The organism is Streptomyces sp. NPDC058812 (assembly GCF_042744565.1).
In the GTDB taxonomy this organism is placed as follows: Bacteria; Actinomycetota; Actinomycetes; order Streptomycetales; family Streptomycetaceae; genus Streptomyces; species Streptomyces thinghirensis.
Genome location: NZ_JBHYOB010000019.1, coordinates 82,894 through 108,196 on the forward strand (window position 1 = coordinate 82,894; position 25,303 = coordinate 108,196).

Here is a 25,303-nt window from a genome sequence, read left to right on the forward strand (position 1 = left end):
CGGCATTGCAATGGGAAGCCCGACTAAATCTCTCCGCGTGTCCGTCGCGCAATAGGCGTCCATGCCTGATCCGGGATCTTTCCCGAAGCTTTTCGTGAGCACCTCCTCCCGATGCCGAATCGTGACAGGGCTCACGTAGTTTCCTCCAAGGCTACGCGCGTAGAAATTTTGTACGGGTAGTCTGAAGGAACCTGCTCAGCACCACACACCGGGAGTGCCAGTGGCACGCGTCGTAGTCGACGTCATGCTCAAGCCGGAGATCCTCGACCCCCAGGGCCAGGCGGTGCAGCGCGCACTGCCGCGGCTGGGTTTCGAGGGGATCTCGGACGTACGTCAGGGAAAGCGATTCGAACTGGAAGTGGACGGGCCGGTCGACGACGCCGCCCTCGCCCGCATCCATGATCTTGCGGAATCCTTCCTCGCCAACACCGTGATCGAGGACTTCACCGTCAAGGTCGAGTCCGACGACGTAGTCGCGGGGGCAGTGAAGTGACCGCTCGTATTGGCGTCGTCACTTTCCCCGGCAGTCTCGACGACCGGGACACGCGGCGCGCGATCCGCGTCGCCGGTGCGGAACCCGTGGCTCTCTGGCACAAGGACAAGGACCTCAAGCAGGTCGACGCCGTGGTGCTCTGCGGTGGTTTCTCTTACGGCGACTACCTGCGCGCCGGCGCGATCGCCCGCTTCTCGCCGGTGATGGACACCGTCATCGAGCAGGCGAAGGCCGGGCTGCCGGTGCTCGGCATCTGCAACGGCTTCCAGATCCTCACCGAGGCGCACCTGCTGCCGGGCGGCATGCTGGGCAACGACCACCTGCACTTCATCTGCCGCGACCAGAAGCTGCGGGTGGAGAACGCGGGCACCTCCTGGACCAGCGACTACACCGCCGGCCAGGAGATCCACATCCCGCTGAAGAACATGGACGGCCGCTACGTCGCCGACCAGCGCACGCTGGACGAGCTGGAGGCGGAGGGCCGGGTCGCGTTCCGCTACCTGGACATGAACCCCAACGGCTCGCTCAACGACATCGCCGGCATCACCAACACCGCCGGGAACGTCGTCGGCCTCATGCCGCACCCCGAGCACGCCGTCGAGCCGCTGATCGGCAGTGGCCGCACCGACGGCCTCCCGTTCTTCACCTCGATCCTCAAGAAGCTGGTCAACGCATGAGCCGGACGCCTCTGGACACGGTCGAGCACGCGACCGCGACCCCCGACGTCGAGCTGCCCTGGGCCGAGCTGGGCCTGAAGAAGGACGAGTACGAGAGGGTCGTGGAGATCCTCGGCCGCCGCCCCACCGGGGCTGAGCTGGCCATGTACTCCGTCATGTGGTCCGAGCACTGCTCGTACAAGAGCAGCAAGGTCCACCTGCGCCAGTTCGGCGAGAAGGCCCCCGAGTCCGACGCGATGCTCGTCGGCATCGGCGAGAACGCCGGTGTCGTCGACGTCGGCCAGGGCTACGCGGTCACCTTCAAGGTCGAGTCGCACAACCACCCTTCGTACGTCGAGCCCTACCAGGGCGCGGCCACCGGCGTCGGCGGCATCGTCCGCGACATCATCGCGATGGGTGCCCGCCCGGTGGCCGTCGTGGACCCCCTCCGCTTCGGCGCCGCCGACCACCCCGACACCAAGCGCGTCCTGCCCGGCGTCGTCGCCGGCATCGGCGGCTACGGCAACTGCCTGGGCCTGCCCAACATCGGCGGCGAGGTCGTCTTCGACGCCTGCTACCAGGGCAACCCGCTGGTCAACGCCGGTGCCATCGGCGTCATGCGGCACGAGGACATCCACCTCGCCAAGGCATCCGGCGCGGGCAACAAGGTCATCCTCTACGGCGCCCGCACGGGCGGCGACGGCATCGGCGGCGCCTCGATCCTGGCCTCCGAGACCTTCGACGACGCGAAGCCGTCGAAGCGCCCCGCCGTCCAGGTCGGCGACCCCTTCCAGGAGAAGCTCCTCATCGAGTGCACCCTGGAGGCGTTCAAGGAGAAGCTGGTCGTCGGCATCCAGGACCTCGGCGCGGCGGGCCTGTCCTGCGCCACGTCCGAGCTGGCGTCCAACGGCTCCGGCGGCATGCGCGTCACCCTGGACGACGTACCGCTGCGCGACTCGACGCTCTCGCCCGAGGAAATCCTCATGAGCGAGTCGCAGGAGCGCATGTGCGCGGTCGTGGAGCCGGAGAAGGTCGACCGGTTCCTGGAGATCTGCGACAAGTGGGACGTCATCGCCACCGTCATCGGTGAGGTCACCGACGGCGACCGCCTCGAGATCTACTGGCACGGCGGCAAGATCGTCGACGTCGACCCGCGCACGGTCGCCCACGACGGCCCGGTCTACGAGCGTCCCTACGCCCGCCCCGAGTGGCAGGACGCCCTCCAGGCCGACGACGCGAACAAGCTGCCCCGGCCTCAGACGGGCGAGCAGCTCAAGGACCAGGTCCTGAAGCTGGTCGGTTCGCCCAACCAGGCGTCCAAGCAGTGGATCACCCAGCAGTACGACCACTTCGTGCAGGGCAACACCGTCCTCGCCCAGCCCGAGGACTCGGGCATGATCCGCGTGGACGAGGAGTCCGGCCTCGGCGTCGCCATCGCGACCGACGGCAACGGCCGGTACGCCAAGCTCGACCCGTACACGGGCGCGCAGCTGGCCCTCGCTGAGGCCTACCGCAACGTGGCGACGACCGGCGCCAAGCCGCTCGCCGTCTCCGACTGCCTGAACTTCGGCTCGCCCGAGGACCCGGCGGTCATGTGGCAGTTCGCGGAGGCCGTGCGCGGTCTGGCGGACGGCTGCCTTCAGCTGGGCACCCCGGTGACCGGCGGCAACGTCTCGCTCTACAACCAGACGGGCGAGGCGGCCATCCACCCGACCCCGGTGGTCGCGGTCCTCGGTGTGATCGACGACGTGGCCCGCCGCACGCCGGTCGCCTTCCAGGAGGAGGGCCAGCTGCTCTACCTCCTCGGCGACACCCGTGAGGAGTTCGGCGGCTCGGCCTGGTCCCAGGTGATCCACGACCACCTCGGCGGCCTGCCCCCGAAGGTCGACCTGGAGCGTGAGCGCCTGCTCGGCGAGATCCTGATCTCCGCTTCCCGCGACGGCATGATCGACTCCGCGCACGACCTGTCCGACGGCGGTCTGGTCCAGGCGGTCGTCGAGTCGGCGCTGCTCGGCGGCAAGGGCGCGCGTCTGGTCGTACCGGACGGGCTCGACGCCTTCACCTTCCTGTTCTCGGAGTCGGCGGGCCGCGCGGTCGTCGCCGTCCCGCGCTCGGAGGAGCTGCGCTTCAACGACATGTGCGGTGCGCGGGGCCTGCCGGCCACCCGCATCGGTGTCGTGGACGGCGACGCGGTGGAGGTCCAGGGCGAGTTCTCGCTGCCCCTGGCCGAGCTGCGCGAGGCCCACGAGAGCACGATCCCGGCGCTGCTCGCGTAGGCGCACGGCCCCTGGAAGACTGAGGTCCCGTCCGGTTTTGGGCGGGACCTCGTCGTTTCAGCGCACGTAGTTCTTGAGGATCTCCGTGTCGAGTTCGATGCCCAACGGGTCGGGGAGCGCCACCGTCTCGCCGAACTTCGCGACGTGGGCGACGCGGTAGCCGCCGACTTGCCGGTCGGGGCTGCTGCGCACAGTGACCGTGCGGGAGTCCCTGTCGATCAAGAGGTACACGGGGATCCCCGACTCCCCGTACGCGGTCGGCATTTCGTGCCGGACCCGCCGGTCTGTGTCCGCGTCGTACGAGGTGACCTCGACGACCATGAGCGCTCCGGCCGGGTCGGCCCATGCGCCGTGACCCGCGAAGTGGGCCTCGGGCGCGAGGACGGCGTCCGGCCGGGCTCTGCTCTGCCGGTACGCGTCGACCCGCAGGCCTTGTGCCGGGCACAGATCCAGGTCGGGCCGGGCCCGCATACAGCGTTTGGCCAGCCAGGACACGATGGTGCCGTGGTCCCCGTCCGTCGCCTTCCTGACTCCGATCCGTCCGTCGATGAACTCCAACATGACGGTCTCAGGAGCGGCGGAGGCGATTGTTTCGAACTCCTCCACCAATATCTGAGACGTGTGCTCGGCCATCACCGTCGTGCTGCACCCCCTTCCAGGTGAAAACAAGTGTCGCCAGGGGTGGGCGCTCGGGTGACGGCTTTCCCCGGCCGGACACACGCACGGGTGACTGCCCTCATGGCCGCATTCCCTCTTGCGCATGATTACGTACTTACGTAATCTCAAAGAAGTGGAGCAACTGGAACAACGCGTAGCCGACCTCGAACGGCGCCTGGCCGCCCTGGAAGCCGCCGACCGGCCCGCGCCCCACCTCGGAGAGGGCGAGTTCTGGGCCCTCGAAGGGTTGAAGGAGCAGCTCGCCGAGATGCCGGCCGCCGACGGGGGCGTCCTGTTCACCGGCGCCGTCCGCCTGCCGGCCGGTGAGCGGTACGAATGGCAGCAGGGCGCCCTGACCGAGGGGCTGCTGGAGGCCGACTGGTCCGAGTCCGCCGAGGTGTTCGCCGCGCTCGGTCACCCCGTACGCCTGCGGCTGCTGCGCGAGATCCTCGGCGGCCGGCGCACCGCCGCGGAGCTGGCCGAGCTGGACGAGGTGGGCACGACCGGCCAGATCTACCACCACCTCCGCCAGCTCACCGGCGCCGGCTGGCTGCACACCACCGGCCGGGGCCGCCACGAGGTGCCGCCGGGGCGGGTCGTACCACTGCTGGTGGTGCTGTCGGCGGCCCGCGGGTGACCAGGCTGACCAAGGACCGATCAAAGCCCGATCAAGGTCCGATCAAGGGGGAACCATGACCGCACGCAAGCTAGCCATGAACACCTTCCGGGCGCTGCAACTGGGCTTCATAGCCCTGGTCTCCGCCCACGTCATCTTCGATTTCGGGTATCCGTGGTGGTGGAACTGCCTGCCGCTCGTCCTTGCCTACGTCCTCATCACCGTCATCAACCGGTGGGGCGGCGGCGCTCCGGACGCCCCGCGCGTCGCCCGTGAAACCGTCGAGGTCGACCCGCCCGTCACCGGCCGCTGGTCCGCGCTGAACAGCCCCGCCGACCGCACTCCCAGCCACGGCACCCACGCCTACGGCCAGACCTTCGCCGTGGACCTCGTCGCCGAGCCGGAGCCCGGCGCCCGTCCCGGCTTTCGCGTCCTGTGGCCGATCGCCCGCCGCAGTCGTGACTTCCCGGCGTTCGGTGCCCCGCTGCTCGCGGTCGCCGACGGCACGGTCGTCCGGACCGACGACACCCAGCGCGACCACCTGAGCCGCAACTCGCTGCTCGCGCTGCTGTACCTGATGCTCGTGGAGGGCTCGGTCCGCGAGATGGGCGGGGTCCGCCGGATCGTCGGCAACCATCTGGTGCTGGACCTCGGCGACGGCACGTACGCGATGTACGCCCATGTGCGGCGCGGTTCCTTCGCCGTGCGCGAGGGCGACCGGGTGCGCGCCGGCGCGCTGCTGGCCCGGTGCGGCAACTCCGGCAACTCCTCCGAGCCGCACGTCCACTTCCAGCTGATGGACGGCCCCGACCCGGACACCGCCCGGGGCGTCCCCTTCACCTGGCGAGGGATCGGCGTCCCGCGAGGCGGCGAGGTCTTCGACGTACCCGAACCGGCGGACCACGCCTCCCACCGCGGCTGTTAGCTTCGTCGGGCGGTCGCGGAGCCGGTGGAGCCGCCGGAAGCCGCGGAACGGGGATACGGGGGAGCGGTGCGGGTTCCAGACGGTGTGCGCAAGTCCGTGAACGTCCTGCTGTGCCTGGGCGCCGTCGTGGCGATCGGCTGGAGCGGCCGCGAGACATGGCAGGTGTGGGACGGCCGGCGGCAGATCGACGAGGCCTGCGCGGGACTCGTCCCGGCCGGGCGGGTGCTGGCGCTCTCCCCGGCCGGCGGCCGGATCACCCACCGCGAGGCCGACGAGGGCGTGATCGAGATCGACGGTGGCCTCGGCGCCGGGTCCGCGCAGGACTGCGAGATCTTCAGCACCGAGGCCGGCGAGAAGGACGGCGAGGAGACGGGCGGGCGGTGGTTCTTCACGGGCGCGGTGGGGGTGCTGCCGGCCGACCGCCCCGTGATCGCCGACGGCCCGCTGGAGGACCTCGTCGACAGCTTCGGCGGTCCCACCCACCCCGACCAGCCCCTCGGCGGAGACATCGCGGGATGGGTCACGGAATCCGACGTCGTCGTCCAGCTCCCGTGCGCCGAGGGCAGGCTGAACGGACGGCAGGTGAAGGCCCTGTGGGCGCGGGCCTCGCTGCAGAACCCCGGGCGGCGGTTCACCGTCGGCGGTCAGCTCAGCGCGGACGACCGCGACATCCTCGCCGAGACGGCCGTGATCACCGCCAACAACCTCGCCGACCGGCTGGGCTGTGCCGACCGGCTGCCCGACCCGCCGGAGAACGTCCCCGCGCTGCCCGAGGGGCCGGTCCCGGCGGCGGGCGCCGAGGGCACCTGCGCCTGGTACGGCAAGGCCGGCTTCGCCCGCCGGGAGGGGTTCCCGGACCAGGTCGTCGAGAGCCGCACGGACGACCGGCTGTGGGACCAGCGGTGCGGCCTCGTACTCAGCGAGAGCCGGGCGAGCGCCCTCTACCTGGCCGAGGGGAGCGAGCACCGCGTCAGCCGCCCGGAGCGCCCCGGCCGGTGGTTCGTCTCTCTGCACACCTACGCCGGCGAGGAGGCGAAGACCCTCCTGCTCACCAGCACCAACCCGCGCGAGGAACCCGAGCCCGCGACACCCGGCCGGGCCGGACGCAGCGCCGAGGACCCGATCTGGTGGGCGTCCTCCGTCTGCGACGGGAAGCCGCAGATCCACACCATGACCGTCTCCCTGGGCTACCACAGCATCATGGCCCCGCGGATGGAGCAGGTCTTCCGCGCCTACGTCGACGACGTGACGAACCGCCGGCACTGCACGGACCTGGTGTTTCCCGAGAGCGTCACGTTCCGCGCCGGAGAGGACAGGCCCTAGGCTCGCCGCCATGCCGCCTGCCAGGAAACGCGCCCGCGCCTACGACCCCGCCCGGACCCGCACCGCCGTGCTGGCCCAGTTCGGAAACGTACGGGCGGCCGTCCGCACCCTCACCCCCGGGCAGCTCGCCCTGCCGACACGGCTCGGCGACTGGACCGTACGGGAGCTGGTCGCGCACATCGGAACAGCGTTGACGGTGGTGGACCGGCTGCTCGGCGAGCCCGAGCCGACGCGGCAGGACGGGCACCTGCTCGACTGGCCGTTCGCGATCGCCGCCGACGCGGACGCCATCGCCGGAACCGCCCGGCGCCTAGCGGCCGAGCATCCCGACCCCGACGCCCACCTCGCCGAGGTCGAGCGGCGCTTCACCGACCGCCTCGACGCCCACCCCGGCAGTCGGCTGCTGCCCACCAACGCGGGCGTGCTGCCGCTGGCCGACTACGTCGTCACCCGCACCGTCGAGCTGGTCGTCCACACCGACGACCTGAACGCCGCCGTGCCCGGCCTCGACGTGTCGTACGACCGGCAGGCCCTGGCCGCCGCGACCCGGCTGCTGGCCGACGCGCTCGCCGCGAAGGCACCCGGCGGCTCGACGGAGGTGCGGATCCCGCCGTACGCCGTCGTGCAGTGCGTCGAGGGTCCCCGGCACACCCGTGGCACCCCGCCCAACGTCGTCGAGACCGACCCGCTGACCTGGGTACGGCTGGCCACCGGGCGGCTGGCCTGGGAGGACGCCGTGGCCGGGGCGAAGGTGAGCGCGAGCGGGGAGCGGGCCGACCTCGGAGAGCTGCTGCCGCTGCTCAGGTGACGCAGGGGGCGACGAAGGTGAACAGACAGAGGGGAACCAGTTCCTCCGCACCTCCGTCGAATGGGCATGTACAGGCAGAAGCAGCAGCAGCGCAGCATGACCCTGACCGTGGCGGCAGTCGCCGCGCTCGTGCCGCTCGCGGCGGCCTGCGGCAGCGAGAAGGCCGATGGCGGCAGCGGCTCCGTCGGCGCGGGCAAGCCCCTCACCGGCGTCCAGTGGAGCATCGACAGCGTCACTGTGGACGGCACCACCCGCCAGGCGCCGGACGCGGCGCGGGTCCGGATCGACGACAGCGGCGAGGTGGCGGGCAGCACCGGCTGCAACACCTTCAGCGCCCGCGCCGACATCGACGGTCAGCGCGTCCGGCTCAGCGACGCCATGTTCACCGAGAAGGCCTGCGAGAAGACGCCCATCGACTTCGAGAAGTCCCTCGGCCGCACCCTCACCACCGGCCCGCTCACCACGAAGACCGAGGGCGAACGGCTGACCCTCACCACCGCCGACGGGGACACCGTCCGGCTCAGCAGGCAGCCGGACGCACCCCTGTACGGCACGAAGTGGACCGTCACCACCCCGGGCCAGAAGGACGCGGACCAGAACGACGCGGACCAGAAGGACGCGGATAAGAAGGACGCCGACCACAAGGGCAGCGCCCACCTCACCTTCGACCGCGACGCGAAGACCGTCTCCGGCCGCCTCCCCTGCAACCGCGTCAACGCCGAGGCCACCGTCAGCGACGGACATATCACCCTCGGCGCTCCGTCCACCACCCGAATGGTGTGCGAAGGCTCACTCATGGACGCCGAGAAGCGGATACTGCGCCTCTTCGACGGCCGGGTCGACTATCGGATCGATCAAGAAACCCTGACGCTGACCAGCGAAGACGGCACCACCGTCCGAGCAGTCGCCGAACAGTGACCCACGCGTGAGCCCATGTCACCAATTCGGACCAGTGGTCGATCTCGCCTACACTCGAAGACGTGCCACGTGGTGACGGTCGACTCAATCACGATCTGCTTCCCGGCGAGAAGGGCCCCCAGGACGCTTGCGGCGTCTTCGGTGTCTGGGCCCCGGGTGAAGAGGTCGCAAAGCTCACGTACTTCGGGCTCTACGCCCTCCAGCATCGGGGCCAGGAATCCGCGGGAATCGCGGTCAGCAACGGCTCCCAGATCCTCGTCTTCAAGGACATGGGGCTGGTTTCCCAGGTCTTCGACGAGACCTCTCTCGGTTCGCTCCAGGGTCACATCGCGGTCGGTCACGCCCGCTACTCGACCACCGGCGCCTCCGTGTGGGAGAACGCCCAGCCGACGTTCCGTGCCACCGCGCAGGGCTCCATCGCGCTCGGGCACAACGGCAACCTCGTCAACACCGCCCAGCTCGCCGAGCTGGTCGCCGACCTGCCCAAGCAGGACGGCCGCTCGACGCGGGTCGCGGCGACCAACGACACCGACCTGGTCACCGCCCTGCTCGCGGGCCAGGTGGACGACGACGGCAAGCCGCTGACCATCGAGGAGGCGGCCGGCAAGGTGCTGCCCGAGGTGCGCGGCGCCTTCAGCCTGGTCTTCATGGACGAGCACACCCTCTACGCCGCCCGCGACCCGCAGGGCATCCGCCCGCTGGTCCTCGGCCGCCTCGAGCGCGGCTGGGTGGTCGCCTCCGAGTCCGCCGCCCTCGACATCTGCGGCGCCTCCTACGTCCGCGAGATCGAGCCGGGCGAGTTCGTCGCCATCGACGAGAACGGCCTGCGCACTTCCCGATTCGCGGAAGCGAAGCCCAAGGGCTGTGTCTTCGAGTACGTGTACCTGGCCCGCCCGGACACCGACATCGCCGGCCGCAACGTCTACCTCTCGCGCGTCGAGATGGGCCGCAGGCTGGCGAAGGAGGCCCCCGCCGAGGCCGACCTCGTCATAGCGACCCCCGAATCCGGCACCCCCGCCGCGATCGGCTACGCCGAGGCCTCCGGCATCCCCTTCGGCGCCGGTCTGGTGAAGAACGCCTACGTCGGCCGCACCTTCATCCAGCCCTCGCAGACCATCCGCCAGCTCGGCATCCGCCTGAAGCTGAACCCCTTGAAGGAAGTCATCAAGGGCAAGCGGCTGGTCGTCGTCGACGACTCCATCGTCCGCGGCAACACCCAGCGGGCCCTGGTCCGCATGCTCCGCGAGGCCGGCGCCGCCGAGATCCACATCCGGATCTCCTCCCCGCCGGTGAAGTGGCCCTGCTTCTTCGGCATCGACTTCGCCACCCGCGCCGAGCTCATCGCCAACGGCATGAGCGTCGAGGAGATCGGCACCTCCATGGGCGCCGACTCCCTGGCGTACATCTCCATCGACGGCATGATCGAGGCGACCACCATCGCCAAGCCGAAACTGTGCCGCGCCTGCTTCGACGGCGAGTACCCGATGGAGCTTCCCGACCCCGAGCTGCTCGGCAAGCAGCTCCTGGAGACCGAGCTGGCCGCCGGGCCCGCCGGTACGGCCGCCACCGACGCCATCCGTCGCCCGTAGCCGTCCGCCTCCCTGGCCTCCCTGCAGTACGACACGAAGGTTCTCATCGTCATGCCTGACACAACTGGTGCCAGCTACGCAGCCGCCGGCGTCGACATCGAGGCGGGCGACCGCGCCGTCGAGCTGATGAAGGAGTGGGTGAAGAAGACCCAGCGCCCCGAGGTCCTCGGCGGCCTCGGCGGCTTCGCCGGTCTCTTCGACGCCTCCGCCCTCAAGCGCTACGAGCGTCCCCTGCTCGCCTCCGCCACGGACGGCGTCGGCACCAAGGTCGACATCGCCCGGCAGCTGGGCGTCTACGACACCATCGGCCACGACCTGGTCGCCATGGTCATGGACGACATCGTGGTGTGCGGCGCCGAGCCGCTCTTCATGACCGACTACATCTGCGTCGGCAAGGTCCACCCCGAGCGCGTCGCCGCGATCGTCAAGGGCATCGCCGAGGGCTGTGTGCTCGCCGGGTGCGCCCTGGTGGGCGGCGAGACGGCCGAGCACCCGGGCCTGCTCGGTGCGGACGACTTCGACGTCGCGGGCGCCGGTACGGGCGTCGTGGAGGCCGACCGGCTGCTGGGCGCGGATCGCATCCGTAAGGGTGACGCGGTGATCGCCATGGCGTCCTCCGGGCTTCACTCGAACGGGTACTCGCTCGTCCGCCACGTCCTGCTGAACGAGGGCGGCCTGTCCCTGGACGCGCACCTCGACGGCCTCGGCCGCACCCTCGGCGAGGAGCTGCTGGAGCCCACCAAGATCTACTCCCTGGACTGCCTGGCCCTCATGCGCACCGCCGAGGTCCACGCCTTCAGCCACGTCACCGGTGGCGGTCTCGCCGCCAACCTGGCCCGCGTGATCCCCGACGGCCTGCACGCCGTCGTCGACCGCTCCGCCTGGGCCCCGGGCGCGATCTTCGACCTCGTCGGCACGACGGGCCGGGTGGAGCGCCTGGAGCTGGAGAAGACCCTCAACATGGGCGTGGGCATGATCGCCATCGTCCCCGAGGAGTCGACGGACGTGGCCCTGGCGACCCTGGCCGACCGCGGCGTGGACGCCTGGGTGGCCGGCGAGATCACCGACCGGGGCGACCACGAGACGGGCGCGGCGCTGGTGGGCGACTACGCCGTCTGAGACGCCGCGGGTAGCACAGAACCCGGTCGGTGACAGATGCCACCGACCGGGAAGGTGTTCAGTGCAGGGTCAAGCGCCGCGTCGCTGTTGAGACGGGGACTGGCCGTCCTCGTCCTCGTCGTCGTCCTCATAGAGGTCGGCGTACTTTGCGTACACGTCATCGTCTTGCTCATCGTCCTCGAATCGCTCGCCGTTAGGCGGTTGCGGATTCGACGGCGATGCGCCCAGCTCCTCGGCCAGGCGGGAGAGATCAGTCCCACCGCTGTTGTACTTCAGCTGGCGGGCGACCTTCGTCTGCTTGGCCTTGGCCCGGCCGCGCCCCATGGCTCGACCCCCTCAACGACGGGGCTCGACGGCCCCAGAGTCTTGACACGCGTTCATGGTCCGGCACGGGCTCTCCGCGGAGAGACCGGTCCGTAGGGCTTCCACGGTACCTGAGCCCACGCCCATACGGTACGTCGCCCGCAGCACGTGGCCATGCCCAGGACCTTCGAGGCGCCCCGTCCTCGCTGGTCAACGGCGATTTTAACCACCTTTCGACGGTCGACCCGCCGGGATAAGTGAGAGTTCTCTCTAACTGCCCCCCGACGGGTACCGGTCAAACCTGCGAAGACCCCGCCCCGACCAGCGCGCGATCACCGCGGGATCACCGCGCGATCACCGTCGGGTACGTGCCTCCGCCATCCGCTGCTCGGCGATCCGGTCGGCCGCCGCGGCCGGCGGAATGCCGTCATCCTTCGCACGTGCGAATATGGTCAGCGTGGTGTCGTAGATCCTCGACGCCTTCGCCTTGCACCGGTCGAAGTCGAAGCCGTGCAGCTCGTCGGCGACCTGGATGACACCGCCGGCGTTCACCACGTAGTCCGGCGCGTAGAGGATCCCGCGGTCGGCGAGGTCCTTCTCCACACCCGGGTGCGCGAGCTGGTTGTTGGCCGCGCCGCACACCACCTTGGCGGTCAGCACCGGCACGGTGTCGTCGTTCAGCGCGCCGCCCAGCGCGCAGGGGGCGTAGATGTCCAGGCCCTCGACGCGGATCAGTTCCTCGGTGTCCCGGACGGCCGACACGTCACGGTGCCGCTCGGTGACGCGCCGCACGGCGTCCTCGCGCACGTCCGTCACGAAGACCTCGGCGCCCTCCGCCACGAGGTGGTCGACCAGGTGGTGGCCGACCTTGCCGATGCCGGCGATGCCGATGCGCCTGCCGCGCAGCGTCGGGTCGCCCCACAGGTGCTGGGCGGAGGCGCGCATGCCCTGGTAGACGCCGAAGGCGGTGAGCACGGAGGAGTCGCCGGCGCCGCCGTTCTCGGGGGAGCGGCCGGTCGTCCAGCGGCACTCGCGTGCCACGACGTCCATGTCGGCGACGTACGTGCCGACGTCGCAGGCGGTGACGTACCGGCCGCCGAGCGAGGCGACGCACCGGCCGTAGGCGAGGAGCAGCTCCTCGGACTTGATCTGCCCCGGGTCGCCGATGATCACGGCCTTGCCGCCGCCGTGCTCGAGGCCGGCCATGGCGTTCTTGTACGACATCCCGCGCGCGAGGTTCAGCGCGTCGGCGACGGCGTCCGCCTCGCTCGCGTACGGGTAGAAGCGCGTACCGCCGAGCGCGGGGCCCAGGGCGGTGGAGTGGATGGCGATGACGGCCTTGAGACCGCTGGCACGGTCCTGGCAGAGCACGACTTGCTCATGACCTCCCTGCTCCGAGTGGAACAGGGTGTGCAGTACATCAGCAGGTGCGCCGGTTACGTCGGTCACGGTGGTGACTCCTGTGTAGGTGCGGCGGGTGGAGACGGCCCCCGTGCGGGTGGCGGGGACTTTGGCATGAGATTAGAGCCTGCCGGTGCCCGCCCGCCGCACAGTGCTCAGGATCACCTCCGCACGGAGTACGGGCGTGCGACGATTTGCAGAGATTCCCGCGCGTTTGTGATCGGTTCCCGCAGGTTTTCGCGGCGGTGCGCGGGGGAGGGAGCAGGCGTGCCCAAGGTGTCCTCGGTGATCGTCCCCTACGCCGCGTATCTGCGCGTGTACGAGCCGCTGGCCGCCTTCCCGGAGGCGGAGCGAGCCCACTGGTCCCGTTACGCCCGCCGCGCGGACCTGCCCTCCTACCAGGACGAGCTGCGCCGCTCCCTGGCCGACCTGCTGCCCACCCCGCCCGTGGCGGTGCCGGTGCACGAGAGCGCCGACGCCTTCGTGACCGAGGTCGACGGCGTGGTCTGCGTCTGCCCCTGGCGGACCCGGCTGCGCGGCTGGCAGGCGCTCGGCGAACTGGCCGAGGACTTCCCGGAACCGGTGCTGGACGCCCTGCTCCCGCCGGTCGTACGCCGTGAGAGTGCCCAGGACTACGAGCGCTGGCTGGAGCGCAACCCGGACGCCCGCCCCTGGATCCGCACCGCGACCTGGCAGGTGCCGATCAACTGGTTCGTGCTGGTCTCCGACGCGGAGCGGGAGTACGACAAGGGCGGCGACGGCGAAGGGGCGGCGGCACCGGTGCTGCGCTACCGGACGCCGATGGTGCAGGCCCGCCGGCGGGTGGCCCGGGGCCTGCGGGCGCTGAAGGAGGCCATGGACGAGGGGCCGCTCATCGACGGCCTGGTGGACGTGGGGCGCTGGCTGGAGGAGTTCCACCCGCGTTCCCTGGTGGAGCTGGACTACGGCGGGCTCGTGCACGCCCTGTCGGCCGGTGAGTTGGAGGGCGACCACTCCGCGGCGGACGTGGCCGAGGGCATCGAGGCGCTGCGGCACGGCGACGGGGCCACGGCGGGGGCCGCGTACGGGCGGCTGGTGCAGCGCTGGCGGGCGGTCCGGGACCGGCGGTCGACGAACTGACGTTTGACGTACCGCCCGATGTGGGGTTTCGTCTTCCGATCCGACACTTGTCCGGTGTGGGCTGATGTTCTGTCAACAAGGGACGTAGGTCCCGATCCGGGCGTATGCGTCAAGCGTGACGGACCGCACGTACATCACTCTTGCGCCCCTTCCCCCTCCTCATGCCAAAATAGGACAAGGAGTCCGGGGAGGGCTCCTTCCGTCCTGCCGTGATGCACTGTGGGCGGAATCTCCGCATTGCACGCTTTGGGGGGTCTGATGACGGGTCTGGTGACCCCTGATCGCCCTGTGACTGATCGTCACAGTGGCGTGACTGTCCGCTATGGCATGGTCCATCGGCTTCCGTCGCTGATGAACACCTGGGAGGGCAATTCCATCGGTTTGGCCGACGCGGCTGGACAGATGGTGTAGTTGTAGTGCCGAGGACAAGCCGTTCGTCCTATAACCGACTCGACTCGCGTCCGCCATTTCGGGCAACGCGGGTCAAGGTGCAGAATTTAGAGGAAAGAACCGAGAAGGTTCGGTTCTCCCGAGGAGGCCGCTCATGACCGCTCGCACCCCTGATGCCGAGCCGCTGCTGACCCCGGCTGAGGTCGCCACCATGTTCCGCGTCGACCCGAAGACGGTCACGCGCTGGGCGAAGGCCGGCAAGCTCACGTCGATCCGCACGCTCGGCGGGCATCGCCGCTACCGCGAAGCCGAGGTCCGCGCTCTGCTCGCGGGCATTCCGCAGCAGCGCAGCGAGGCCTGAACAACTGAATAACCGGGCAAAACGGCAGGTCCCCCAACCCGCCGAGGCGCTCGGAACCACAGCTCCGAACGACGTCGTTCCTGCCCCAACAGGGGTGCGTCGTGGATCGCGCTGGACTCCGCCGGGTCCAGCGCGATCTTTTTTGTGTCCGGTCCTGTGCCTGGTGAGGGCCTGCCGGCCGGCTCTGTGAGCGGGCTTGTCGGAGTCTGGGGAGGGGTGTCGGATCAGCTGTGCGCGCGCCCTGGGAGGTGGTGCAATTGCACATATTAAATTGACTACTTGTAGGGGAGCCGTAAGTGCCACGGTTTCAAAAACTCATGCGGTGACACCCGTCACATGGCGCGACGCTTGTTGGCTCTGGCATATGTGCGCTAGAGGAGGCGTGGGCTCCAGTAGGTCTGCGTGGCAAGGGTGTTGGGGCCGACGGGGATCACGCGGTGGACGCGCTCCCCTCCTCGACGCCCTCTTGACGGCCCGTCGGAGACTGCGGAACGGGCGAGTCCAACGCCAGGCGCAGCAGCCGGTGACAGATCGGGCAGTGGCGCGTCAGGTGGCGGTACGACGAAGCGGCCGACAGATGCGCGCGGAGCAGGGCTCGCGTCTCGTGCCTGACCGATGCCGCCATACGCCACCTCCGGGGGTCGCACGGAGAACGTGCCCTGTCTTTGGAGTACCGAGCGAATGTGACGCCGTCAAGGCCGCGAGAGGGCCACTCAGGGCCTTCTGGGGGCGAGGGGTGGGGCGGGGCGAGTGGGGGGGCACGCCAAGAGGGCCCGCACCAATCGGTGCGGGCCCTCTTCACTGCGGTCCTGACGGGATTTGAACCCGCGGCCTCCACCTTGACAGGGTGGCGAGCACTCCAAACTGCTCCACAGGACCAGGTTTTGCTGCGCTTTTGCTGCGTTGCGCTGCGAGAAGAGACTCTACAGGAGGGCGAGCCCCTAGAGCGAACTCACCCTCCGTGCGCCCCTCGTCACGGGAACGGCTACGGCGCGAGCGCGTCGATCGCCTTCACGATCCGCTTGTCGGAGACGGGGTACGCCGTGCCCAGCGCGTGCGCGAAGTAGCTGACCCGCAGCTCCTCGATCATCCAGCGGACGTCCAGGACCTGCTGCGGAACCGGCCGTCCCCGCGGCATCTGCTCCAGCAGCCACGCGTACTCGTCGCGCATCTCGTGGACCTTCTCCATCCGGGACGTGTCCCGCTGGACGCCGGTCGGCATCTGCTGCAGCCGCCGGTCGGCGGCGACCAGGTAACGCATCAGGTCCGGCAGCCGCCTGATCCCCGCCTCCGTGACGAAGCCGGGCTTCACCAGCGCGTCCAGCTGCCCGCGCACGTCCTGGAGGTTCGCCAGCAGCGCGGGGCTCCGTACGGCCTTCAGGCGGCGCTCACAGGCCTGCCATGCCGCCAGCACCTGCTGCACCTGCCCCACCGTACGGACGGTCGTGTCGACGATCTCCGCGCGGACCTTGTCGTAGAGCTTGCGGTACGACTCCTCGTCCCACGCCGGCCCGCCGAAGTCCGCGATCAGCTTGTCCGCCGCCGCCGTCGCGCAGTCGTCGAACAGGGCCTGGATCGAACCGTGCGGATTCGCGGACAGGTTCAGCTTCTGTTGGTTGGTCAGCTTCTCGGACGCGAACTTCGCGGGGCTGACCGGGATGTTGCGCAGGATCAGCCGACGCGTGCCCTTCCACATCGCCTGCGCCTGCTCGGCCTCGGTGTCGAAGAGGCGTACGGAGACGGTGTTCGCCGTCGGCCCGTCGTCGACCAGTGCCGGATACGCCCTCACCGGCTGACCCGCCCGACGCGTCTCGAAGACACGGGACAGCGTGCCGATCGTCCAGTCCGTCAGTCCGGCGCGCTCCAGTGACTCGCCGCCACTGCGCTCGGCGGTGGCCGCCGCGGCCTGTGAGAGGGCCTTGCGTGCCTTCGGCTTCAGGCGGAGCTTCAGTGCCTCCAGGTCCTTGTCCTCGGCCAGCTTGCGGCGCCGCTCGTCGACGATCCGGAAAGTGATCTTCAGGTGGTCGGGGACCTTCGACCAGTCGAAGTCCTCCGCGTCGAACGGCACCCCCACCATGCGCTTCAGTTCCCGCGCCATGGTCACCGCCAGCGGCTCCTGGAGCGGCACGGCCCGGTCGAGGAACGCCTGCGCGTAGTTCGGCGCCGGTACGTAGTGGCGGCGGATCGGCTTGGGCAGGGACCGGATCAGCTCCGTGACGACCTGCTCCCGCAGGCCCGGGATCTGCCAGTCGAAGCCCTCGTCCGTGACCTGGTTGAGCACCTGGAGCGGAACGTGCACGGTCACGCCGTCGGCGTCCGCGCCCGGCTCGAACTGGTACGTGACACGGAACTTCAGCGGCCCCTGGCGCCAGGAGTCCGGATAGTCGTCCTTGGTGACCGCCCCGGCCTTCTCGTTGATGAGCATCTCGCGCTCGAAGTCGAGGAAGTCGGGCTGCTCGTGCCGCTTGTGCTTCCACCACGAGTCGAAGTGCGCACCGGAGACGACGTGTTCGGGCACCCGCTGGTCGTAGAAGTCGAACAGCGTCTCGTCGTCGACCAGGATGTCCCGGCGCCGTGCGCGGTGCTCCAGCTCCTCGACCTCGGTCAGCAGCCGGCGGTTGTCCGCGAAGAACTTGTGGTGCGTACGCCAGTCGCCCTCGACCAGGGCGTTGCGGATGAACAGCTCACGGCTGACCTCCGGGTCGATCCGCCCGTAGTTCACCTTGCGCTGCGCCACGATCGGCACGCCGTACAGCGTGACCTTCTCGTACGCCATCACGGCCGCCTGGTCCTTCTCCCAGTGCGGCTCGCTGTAGGTGCGCTTGAGGAGATGCCCGGCGAGCGGCTCCACCCACTCGGGCTCGATCTTCGCGTTGACGCGGGCCCAGAGCCGGGAGGTCTCCACCAGCTCGGCGGACATCACGAAACGCGGGGGCTTCTTGAAGAGCGCCGAGCCCGGGAAGATCGCGAACTTGGCGCCGCGCGCGCCGAGGTACTCGTTCTTCGCACCCTCCTTCACGTCCTTCATGCCGACGTGGGAGAGGAGCCCGGCCAGCAGCGAGACGTGGACGCGGTCGTCCGGCGCGTCCTCTTCGTTGAGGTGGATGCCCATCTGCTTGGCGACCGTGCGCAGTTGCGTGTAGATGTCCTGCCACTCGCGGATCCGCAGGAAGTTGAGGAACTCCTGCTTGCACATCCGGCGGAAGGACGACGAGCCCCGCTCCTTCTGCTGCTCGCGGACGTACCGCCAGAGATTGAGGAACGCCAGGAAGTCGCTGGTCTCGTCCTTGAAGCGGGCGTGCTGCTGGTCGGCCTGGGCCTGTTTCTCCGCCGGGCGCTCCCGCGGGTCCTGGATGGACAGTGCCGCCGCTATGACCATGACCTCGCGGACACAGCCGTTCTTGTCGGCCTCCAGGACCATCCGCGCCAGCCGCGGGTCCACGGGCAGCTGGGCCAGCTTGCGCCCGGTGTCGGTCAGCCGCTTGCGTACGTCCTTCTGCCCGGGGTCGAGTGCGCCCAGCTCCTGGAGAAGCTGTACACCGTCGCGGATGTTGCGGTGGTCCGGCGGATCGATGAAGGGGAACTTCTCGATGTCGCCGAGGCCGGCCGCGGTCATCTGCAGGATGACGGAGGCGAGGTTCGTACGGAGGATCTCCGCGTCCGTGAACTCCGGCCGCGCGGTGAAGTCGTCCTCGCTGTACAGCCGGATGCAGATGCCGTCGCTGGTCCGCCCGCAGCGGCCCTTGCGCTGGTTCGCGCTGGCCTGCGAGATCGGCTCGATCGGCAGCCGCTGCACCTTGGTGCGGTGGCTGTACCGGGAGATCCGGGCGAATCCGGGATCGATGACGTACTTGATGCCCGGGACGGTCAGCGAGGTCTCGGCGACGTTGGTCGCCAGAACGATCCTGCGCCCGGTGTGCTGCTGGAACACTCGATGCTGCTCGGCGTGCGACAGCCGGGCGTACAACGGCAGCACCTCGGTGAATCTGTACTTCTTCTTCTCCAGCGCGTCGGCCGTGTCCCGGATCTCCCGCTCACCGGAGAGGAAGACGAGGATGTCGCCCTTGCCCTCGCCCATCAGCTCCTCGACGGCGTCGGTGATCGCCGTGATCTGGTCACGGTCGGCGTCGTCGCCCTCTTCTTCCAGAAGCGGGCGGTACCGCACCTCCACCGGATACGTCCGCCCGCTGACCTCGATGATCGGGGCGTCGCCGAAGTGCCGGGAGAAGCGCTCGGGGTCGATGGTCGCCGAGGTGATGACGACCTTGAGGTCCGGCCGCTTCGGCAGCAGCTGGGCGAGATAGCCCAGCAGGAAGTCGATGTTGAGGGACCGCTCGTGCGCCTCGTCGATGATGATCGTGTCGTAGGCGCGCAGCTCGCGGTCGGTCTGGATCTCGGCGAGCAGGATGCCGTCCGTCATCAGCTTGATGAAGGTGGCGTCCGGGTTCACCTGGTCGGTGAACCGCACCTTCCAGCCGACGGCCTCACCGAGCGGCGTGTCCAGCTCGTCCGCCACCCGCTCGGCGACGGTGCGGGCGGCGATCCGCCGCGGCTGGGTGTGCCCGATCATGCCGCGGACGCCGCGGCCGAGCTCGACACAGATCTTCGGGATCTGGGTGGTCTTCCCGGACCCCGTCTCGCCGGCGACGATGACGACCTGATGATCACGGATGGCCTCCGCGATCACGTCCTTCTTCTGGCTGACGGGCAGCTGCTCGGGGTAGCTGACGGCGGGCACGCGGGCCCGGCGCTCTCCGATGCGCAGCTCGGCCTTGGCCACCTCTGCCTCGATCTCGGCGAGAACGGTGGCGCGGGCCTCCGGCTTACGGATCTTCCGCGCACCCTCCAGCCTGCGGCCGAGCCGGTGCGCGTCGCGCAGGGACAACTCGGTCAGCCGGGGGGCGAGGGTGCCGAGGGCGGGGGCGGGGTGCGTAGACATACGGGTTCCAGGATCTCATCCCCGCGAATTTCGTGGCGAACGATTTCTGTCCGGCCGCGCCGACCGTCCCCCACGCAACACAAAACCCCCGTCGATGATCTCGACGGGGGTTGCATGTGGCTGGGGCCGGGGTCGAACCGGCGACCTATCGCTTTTCAGGCGATCGCTCGTACCAACTGAGCTACCCAGCCGCGAGGTTTCACGTGAAACCTCAGCGGTCCTGACGGGATTTGAACCCGCGGCCTCCACCTTGACAGGGTGGCGAGCACTCCAAACTGCTCCACAGGACCAAGCTTGTGTACGACAGTGTCGCACACCGTACTGCGTGCCCCCAACGGGATTCGAACCCGTGCTACCGCCTTGAAAGGGCGGCGTCCTAGGCCGCTAGACGATGAGGGCTATCGGCCCGCCTGGGCGCTTCTCAGCGCGTCGGGGACGTGAGAAGCATATGGGATGGCGGGAGGTATCGCCAAAACGGTTTACGGACGGCTGGGGGCCGGGCCGGTCGGGGGCGGGCTCGTGCCGGACGGAGACGGCCCCGTGCCGGTGGGGGACGGGCTTGTGCCGCTGGGGGATGGACCCGTGCCGCTGGGGGACGGCCCCGTGCCGCTGGGGGACGGGGTCGCGCCCGGCTGGTTCTCCTTGGGGAGGTGGCGGCTGACCTCGGCCGTCGTCAGGCCCAGGCCGCCCAGCTTGATCTGGTCCCAGGCCTGGAGGCGCCGGCTGTCCCGGTCGAAGTAGAGGATCGACGCCTGGATCGGGTCGGGGTGCTTGCCCTCGACCGCGCGCAGGCCGCTGCCGCCGGTGGAGCCCTCGATGCGCAGGCGGGTGCCGTACTTCATGAGCTCCATGTCCTCGCGGTGGACGTGACCGGCGAGGACCAGTGGCACCGCGCCGTCGACCTCCCGGGCCGCCGACGGCTCGTGGGCGACGGCGACGTCCACGGGGGTGCCGGCCGCGCTCTGGTCGCGCAGGGCGGAGGCCAGGCGGGCGCCGGCCAGCTCCTGGGAGGCCTCGGCACCGTCCGGCTTGGAGCGGTCGGGGGTGAACTGCGGGTCCCCGATGCCGGCGAAGCGCAGGCCCGCGACGGTCCGGGCCCGGCCGTCGTCCAGGACGTGCGCGTTCTTGAGGCCCTTCAGGTACTCCTGGGTGACGCGGGAGTCGTGGTTGCCGCGGACCCACACGTAGGGGGCGCCGAGGTCCTCGATGGGGTCCAGGAAGCCGTTCTCCGCGGCCGTGCCGTGGTCCATCGTGTCGCCGGAGTCGACGATCACGTTCACCTTGTACTGCTCCACCAGCGAGGCGATGATCTTCCAGCTCGCCGGGTTCAGGTGGATGTCCGACACGTGCAGGACGCGGATCGTGGTCGGGTCGGGCTGGTAGGCGGGGAGCGTGGACGTGACGTCGTAGAGCTTGGTCACGTTCGTCACCAGGCGTGCGAGTTCCTTCTGGTAGACGTCGAACTCGGTGACGATGCTGCGCGCGTTGCCGACGAGGGAGGGCGCGGAGGAGAGCAGGCCGGAGAACCTCGGTTCCAGGACCGAGTCGGGGTTCCAGGTGGCGTACGCGGTGCCGCCGGAGGCGGCCAGGAGGCTGAGGGCGAGGCCGCCGGCCGCGAGGGCGCGCCGGGGGCGGCGGTAGACGGCGAGGCCGAGGGCGGTGGCGCCGGTGACGACGGCGACGCAGGAACGGACGGCGAGGTCGAGGGTGCCGTGTTCGACGTCCTGGGCGACCTCGTCCTGAAGGCCGGAGAGGCGCTCGGGGTGGTCGACGAGTGCCTGGGCGCGGTCGGGGTCGAGTTGGTCGACGTTGACGTCGAGGCGGACCGGGGCGAAGTGGCTGTCGAGCTGGAGGGCGCCCAGCGGTGAGACGTTGATCTTCGTGCCGCCGGTGACGGACGGGCGCAGGGTCATCGTCGTGTCCATGGGACCGACGGGGACGCGGACGTCGCCCACGACGAGCAGGCCCAGCCAGGCGCCGAGCAGGACGACGCCGACGAGGCCGACGGCGCGGGTCCAGGGGCGTGACCGGGGGGCGAGTTCGACCGCCGGGGACGTCCGGCGGGCGCGGTGGCGGCGGATGAGGGCGCGCGGGGCGTTGCGGATGGGGTTCATCACCTCGGCCAGGACGTGCGGGACTGCTGCTCGGACGCGGGCCATTGGTCCCGTATGCCCATGGCCCGGGTCGGGTATGCGGGGGCGGCCGTGTCGACGGTCGGCGCCGACGGCTGTGTCGTGTGCCACGGTCGTACCCGACAATGGGCCTGTGCTGGAGATGACGCGCGAGGAGTTCGAGGAACTGGTCGCCGAGGCCCTGGACCGGATTCCGCCGGAGCTGACGCGGCTGATGGACAACGTGGCGGTGTTCGTCGAGGACGAACCGCCGACGGACGATCCCGAGCTGCTCGGGCTGTACGAGGGGACACCGCTGACCGAACGCGGGGAATGGTACGCGGGCGTGCTGCCGGACCGGATCACCATCTACCGGGGGCCGACGCTGCGGTTCTGCGAGACGCGGGAGGACGTCGTCGCGGAGACGGAGGTGACGGTGGTCCACGAGATCGCGCACCACTTCGGAATCGACGACGCGCGGCTGCACGCCCTCGGGTACGGGTGACGCGCTCGGGTCAAGGTCCGCCGCTCGTGGCGCGTGTCCTCTTGTGGGTGACGGGAGTTGGGCACGGCGACTCCTGACCCCCGGAGGTGGCCGCCCGTGCGCCCCTTGTACGTTCCCGTCCGTCTGGCCGCCACGGTGGTGGCCGTCGCCGCCGCCACCGGCTGCATGAGCGTCGGCGACGACGCGTCCGGCGGGGGCGCCAGGCCGTCGCGCTCTGCCGGGGAGCGCGGCGGCGAGGTACCCGACGGCGGCCCCGCGGCGACGGGAGGGAACGCCGGGTACGACGCGACGGTGGCCGACAAGGACCGGGGGCGCGGCAAGGGGAAGAAGGCCAAGGGTGACGGCAAGGGGAAGGGCAAGGGCGAGAAGGAGGGCGGCACGGGGAAGGACGCCACCCCTTCGGCCCCGCCGCCCGAACGCCCGACCGGGGCCCCGCCGGCCAAGGGCGGGGACGACGGGTCGGCGCCCACCCGTACGCCGCCCGCGGAGCCCACCCGGACGGTCGAGCCGCAGCCGACGCCGCCCCCGGAGCCACCCGCCTCACCGACGCCGGAGCCGACGGTGGCGGAGCCGTCCTCGTCGGCGCACGAGCCTCCGGGGACGCAGCTGGCGCAGCGGGAGCCGGCTCCCGAGGCCGGGGCTCCGGTGTAGGGCGAGCGCGTCCGCGCGAGGGCTGTCGCACGAGGGCTCCGGCGCGGGGCGACAGCCCGGCTGAGCTGGGCATGTGCTACTCGGTTTGCCTTCCGGGGGGAGGGGTGCGTATGGTGGTAGATCGTTTGATCCCATTTGCCCGGCGCCACCGCAGAGCGCGCCGTGTGGCGCGTACTCTCTCCCTTGCCGTGGTGGACCGCATTGAGGCGGTCGTATTGCGAATCGCGATTCACGGAGTTGACGGGCGCGTGCCGACGAGAGACTCCGGAAGGTTTCGCATTCGCATGTCCATCATCAGTACTGATCACGTCGTCGTGCCCGAGAACGCCGACATCCCCGACATCACCGAGACGGTCGAGGAGACCGGGACCGAGGCCGTCGAGGCCGCTCCCGAGGTCACCTTCGCCGGGCTCGGCCTGCCCGAGGGCGTCGTGCGCAAGCTCGCGCAGAACGGCGTGACCACCCCCTTCCCGATCCAGGCCGCGACCATCCCGGACGCGCTGGCGGGCAAGGACATCCTCGGCCGTGGCCGCACCGGCTCCGGCAAGACCCTCTCCTTCGGTCTGCCGGCCCTGGCGACGCTGTCCGGCGGCCGCACCGAGAAGCACAAGCCGCGCGCCGTCATCCTGACGCCGACCCGCGAGCTGGCCATGCAGGTGGCCGACGCGCTCCAGCCGTACGGGGACGTCCTCGGGCTGAAGATGAAGGTCGTCTGCGGCGGTACCTCCATGGGCAACCAGATCTACGCCCTGGAACGCGGCGTCGACGTCCTGGTCGCCACCCCGGGCCGACTGCGCGACATCATCAAGCGCGGCGCCTGCTCCCTGGAGAACGTGCAGATCGCCGTTCTCGACGAGGCCGACCAGATGTCCGACCTGGGCTTCATGCCCGAGGTCACCGAGCTGCTGGACCAGGTGCCCGCGGGCGGTCAGCGGATGTTGTTCTCCGCGACCATGGAGAACGAGATCAAGACTCTCGTCGACCGGTACCTGAACAACCCGGTCAGCCACGAGGTCGACGCCGCCCAGGGCGCCGTGACGACCATGTCGCACCACATCCTGGTCGTGAAGCCCAAGGACAAGGCGCCGGTCACCGCGGCCATCGCCTCCCGCAAGGGCCGCACCATCATCTTCGTCCGCACCCAGCTGGGCGCCGACCGCGTCGCCGAGCAGCTGCGCGACTCGGGCGTGAAGGCCGACGCGCTGCACGGCGGCATGACCCAGGGCGCGCGTACCCGCACCCTGGCCGACTTCAAGGACGGGTACGTCAACGTCCTGGTCGCCACCGACGTCGCCGCGCGCGGCATCCACGTCGACGGCATCGACCTGGTCCTGAACGTGGACCCGGCCGGTGACCACAAGGACTACCTGCACCGCGCCGGCCGTACGGCGCGCGCCGGTCGTACCGGCACCGTCGTCTCCCTCTCCCTGCCGCACCAGCGGCGCCAGATCTTCCGGCTGATGGAGGACGCGGGCGTCGACGCCACGCGCCACATCATCCAGGGCGGCGCGGCCTTCGAGCCGGAGGTCGCCGAGATCACCGGGGCCCGGTCGATGACCGAGGTCCAGGCCGAGTCGGCGGGCAACGCGGCGCAGCAGGCCGAGCGCGAGGTCGCCCAGCTCAACAAGGAGCTGGAGCGCGCCCAGCGGCGTGCGACCGAGCTGCGCGAGGAGGCCGACCGGCTGGTCGCGCGGGTCGCGCGGGAGCGCGGTGAGGACCCGGAGGCGGTGCTCGCCGAGGTGGCCGCCGCCGCGTCCGGGACGGCGGAGGCCGAGGTCTCGCTGCCCGAGCAGCCGGGCGCGCGGGACGTGGAGAAGGTGGAGAAGACCGAGCGGAGCGGCGGCGGCAACGGCCGGGACCGCTTCGCCGACCGCGGCGACCGTTCCTACGACCGCAATGACCGTGGCGGCGACCGCGGTGGGCGCTCCTTCGACCGTCGTGACGACCGGGGTGGCGACCGTGGCGGCTTCCGCCGTGACGACCGCAATGACCGTGGCGGCGACCGTGGCGGCCGTTCGTTCGACCGTCGTGACGACCGCGGTGGCCGTTCCTTCGACCGTCGTGACGACCGGGGTGGCGACCGTGGCGGCTTCCGCCGTGACGACCGCAATGACCGTGGCGGCGACCGTGGCGGCCGTTCGTT

The 25,303-nt window shown here is 70.2% G+C and carries 21 protein-coding genes and 4 tRNA genes; 15 read left to right on the forward strand and 10 right to left on the reverse strand.

Annotation, left to right across the window (positions count from 1 at the left end; genetic code table 11):
- The first annotated feature begins 220 nt into the window (after positions 1-220).
- The 3 genes from purS to purL are packed head-to-tail and all read left to right on the forward strand — an operon-like array spanning position 221 to position 3,425.
- Positions 221-493, forward strand: a complete 273-nt coding sequence (gene purS, locus ACFW48_RS30760) for a phosphoribosylformylglycinamidine synthase subunit PurS (RefSeq protein ID WP_053133538.1) — start codon at positions 221-223, stop codon at positions 491-493.
- A complete protein-coding gene (purQ, locus tag ACFW48_RS30765) occupies positions 490-1,170 on the forward strand; it encodes a phosphoribosylformylglycinamidine synthase subunit PurQ (RefSeq protein ID WP_386320323.1) in 681 nt (226 codons plus the stop codon). The genes purS and purQ overlap by 4 nt, the downstream gene beginning before the upstream one ends.
- Positions 1,167-3,425, forward strand: a complete 2,259-nt coding sequence (gene purL / locus ACFW48_RS30770) for a phosphoribosylformylglycinamidine synthase subunit PurL (protein WP_386320326.1) — start codon at positions 1,167-1,169, stop codon at positions 3,423-3,425. The genes purQ and purL overlap by 4 nt, the downstream gene beginning before the upstream one ends.
- A gap of 57 nt (positions 3,426-3,482) precedes the next feature.
- Here the strand turns inward: purL and ACFW48_RS30775 are convergent, their stop codons facing one another.
- A complete protein-coding gene (locus ACFW48_RS30775; protein WP_386320329.1) occupies positions 3,483-4,058 on the reverse strand; it encodes a Uma2 family endonuclease in 576 nt (191 codons plus the stop codon).
- A 127-nt stretch (positions 4,059-4,185) separates the two neighbouring features.
- Here ACFW48_RS30775 and ACFW48_RS30780 point away from each other — a divergent pair, with 127 nt between their 5' ends.
- From ACFW48_RS30780 to purM, 7 genes are all read left to right on the forward strand, one after another.
- Entirely contained in the window at positions 4,186-4,719 is a 534-nt protein-coding gene (locus ACFW48_RS30780) for an ArsR/SmtB family transcription factor (protein WP_386320331.1), read from the forward strand.
- A 55-nt stretch (positions 4,720-4,774) separates the two neighbouring features.
- On the forward strand, positions 4,775-5,623 hold the full coding sequence (locus tag ACFW48_RS30785; RefSeq protein ID WP_386320334.1) for a M23 family metallopeptidase: 849 nt from the start codon (positions 4,775-4,777) through the stop codon (positions 5,621-5,623).
- 66 nt (positions 5,624-5,689) lie between these two features.
- Complete coding sequence (locus ACFW48_RS30790) at positions 5,690-6,946, forward strand: hypothetical protein (protein WP_386320336.1); 1,257 nt, start codon at positions 5,690-5,692, stop codon at positions 6,944-6,946.
- 10 nt (positions 6,947-6,956) lie between these two features.
- Entirely contained in the window at positions 6,957-7,754 is a 798-nt protein-coding gene (locus ACFW48_RS30795; protein WP_386320339.1) for a sterol carrier family protein, read from the forward strand.
- 66 nt (positions 7,755-7,820) lie between these two features.
- On the forward strand, positions 7,821-8,672 hold the full coding sequence (locus ACFW48_RS30800) for an META domain-containing protein (protein WP_386320341.1): 852 nt from the start codon (positions 7,821-7,823) through the stop codon (positions 8,670-8,672).
- A 62-nt stretch (positions 8,673-8,734) separates the two neighbouring features.
- The gene (purF, locus tag ACFW48_RS30805; RefSeq protein WP_386320343.1) at positions 8,735-10,261 is read left to right on the forward strand and encodes an amidophosphoribosyltransferase; all 1,527 of its coding nucleotides are present in this window, start codon (positions 8,735-8,737) and stop codon (positions 10,259-10,261) included.
- A gap of 51 nt (positions 10,262-10,312) precedes the next feature.
- Positions 10,313-11,380 carry a phosphoribosylformylglycinamidine cyclo-ligase gene (purM, locus tag ACFW48_RS30810; RefSeq protein ID WP_386320345.1) on the forward strand — a complete coding sequence of 356 codons (1,068 nt, stop codon included), beginning with the start codon at positions 10,313-10,315 and terminating at the stop codon, positions 11,378-11,380.
- A 69-nt stretch (positions 11,381-11,449) separates the two neighbouring features.
- Here the strand turns inward: purM and ACFW48_RS30815 are convergent, their stop codons facing one another.
- Both ACFW48_RS30815 and ACFW48_RS30820 read right to left on the reverse strand, forming a co-directional pair.
- The gene (locus tag ACFW48_RS30815) at positions 11,450-11,704 is read right to left on the reverse strand and encodes a DUF3073 domain-containing protein (protein ID WP_386320347.1); all 255 of its coding nucleotides are present in this window, start codon (positions 11,702-11,704) and stop codon (positions 11,450-11,452) included.
- A gap of 333 nt (positions 11,705-12,037) precedes the next feature.
- The gene (locus ACFW48_RS30820; protein WP_386320350.1) at positions 12,038-13,132 is read right to left on the reverse strand and encodes a Leu/Phe/Val dehydrogenase; all 1,095 of its coding nucleotides are present in this window, start codon (positions 13,130-13,132) and stop codon (positions 12,038-12,040) included.
- 219 nt (positions 13,133-13,351) lie between these two features.
- On the opposite strand from ACFW48_RS30820, the gene ACFW48_RS30825 reads away from it, so the two are divergent.
- Positions 13,352-14,203, forward strand: a complete 852-nt coding sequence (locus ACFW48_RS30825) for a hypothetical protein (protein ID WP_386320352.1) — start codon at positions 13,352-13,354, stop codon at positions 14,201-14,203.
- Positions 14,204-14,747: 544 nt separating this feature from the next.
- Positions 14,748-14,954: a developmental transcriptional regulator BldC gene (gene bldC / locus ACFW48_RS30830; RefSeq protein ID WP_003949541.1), complete on the forward strand. Its 207-nt coding sequence runs from the start codon at positions 14,748-14,750 to the stop codon at positions 14,952-14,954.
- Positions 14,955-15,384: 430 nt separating this feature from the next.
- Here the strand turns inward: bldC and ACFW48_RS30835 are convergent, their stop codons facing one another.
- The 7 genes from ACFW48_RS30835 to ACFW48_RS30865 form a co-directional block, all read right to left on the reverse strand.
- Positions 15,385-15,579: a DUF6274 family protein gene (locus ACFW48_RS30835; RefSeq protein WP_386320355.1), complete on the reverse strand. Its 195-nt coding sequence runs from the start codon at positions 15,577-15,579 to the stop codon at positions 15,385-15,387.
- Between the two features lie 179 nt (positions 15,580-15,758).
- Positions 15,759-15,833 (reverse strand) — tRNA-Asp (locus ACFW48_RS30840).
- A gap of 106 nt (positions 15,834-15,939) precedes the next feature.
- The gene (hrpA, locus tag ACFW48_RS30845; protein ID WP_386320357.1) at positions 15,940-19,893 is read right to left on the reverse strand and encodes an ATP-dependent RNA helicase HrpA; all 3,954 of its coding nucleotides are present in this window, start codon (positions 19,891-19,893) and stop codon (positions 15,940-15,942) included.
- A gap of 117 nt (positions 19,894-20,010) precedes the next feature.
- Positions 20,011-20,084 (reverse strand) — tRNA-Phe (locus ACFW48_RS30850).
- A gap of 24 nt (positions 20,085-20,108) precedes the next feature.
- Positions 20,109-20,183: transfer RNA gene (locus ACFW48_RS30855), tRNA-Asp, on the reverse strand.
- Between the two features lie 36 nt (positions 20,184-20,219).
- Positions 20,220-20,292, reverse strand: a tRNA-Glu gene (locus ACFW48_RS30860).
- An 80-nt stretch (positions 20,293-20,372) separates the two neighbouring features.
- A complete protein-coding gene (locus ACFW48_RS30865) occupies positions 20,373-22,052 on the reverse strand; it encodes a metallophosphoesterase (RefSeq protein ID WP_386320360.1) in 1,680 nt (559 codons plus the stop codon).
- A gap of 106 nt (positions 22,053-22,158) precedes the next feature.
- On the opposite strand from ACFW48_RS30865, the gene ACFW48_RS30870 reads away from it, so the two are divergent.
- The 3 genes from ACFW48_RS30870 to ACFW48_RS30880 all read left to right on the forward strand — a co-directional run.
- The gene (locus tag ACFW48_RS30870) at positions 22,159-22,509 is read left to right on the forward strand and encodes a metallopeptidase family protein (RefSeq protein WP_189869689.1); all 351 of its coding nucleotides are present in this window, start codon (positions 22,159-22,161) and stop codon (positions 22,507-22,509) included.
- A 96-nt stretch (positions 22,510-22,605) separates the two neighbouring features.
- On the forward strand, positions 22,606-23,160 hold the full coding sequence (locus ACFW48_RS30875; protein ID WP_386320363.1) for a hypothetical protein: 555 nt from the start codon (positions 22,606-22,608) through the stop codon (positions 23,158-23,160).
- Between the two features lie 284 nt (positions 23,161-23,444).
- A partial coding sequence (locus tag ACFW48_RS30880) for a DEAD/DEAH box helicase (protein ID WP_386320365.1) occupies positions 23,445-25,303 on the forward strand: 1,859 nt, incomplete at its 3' end.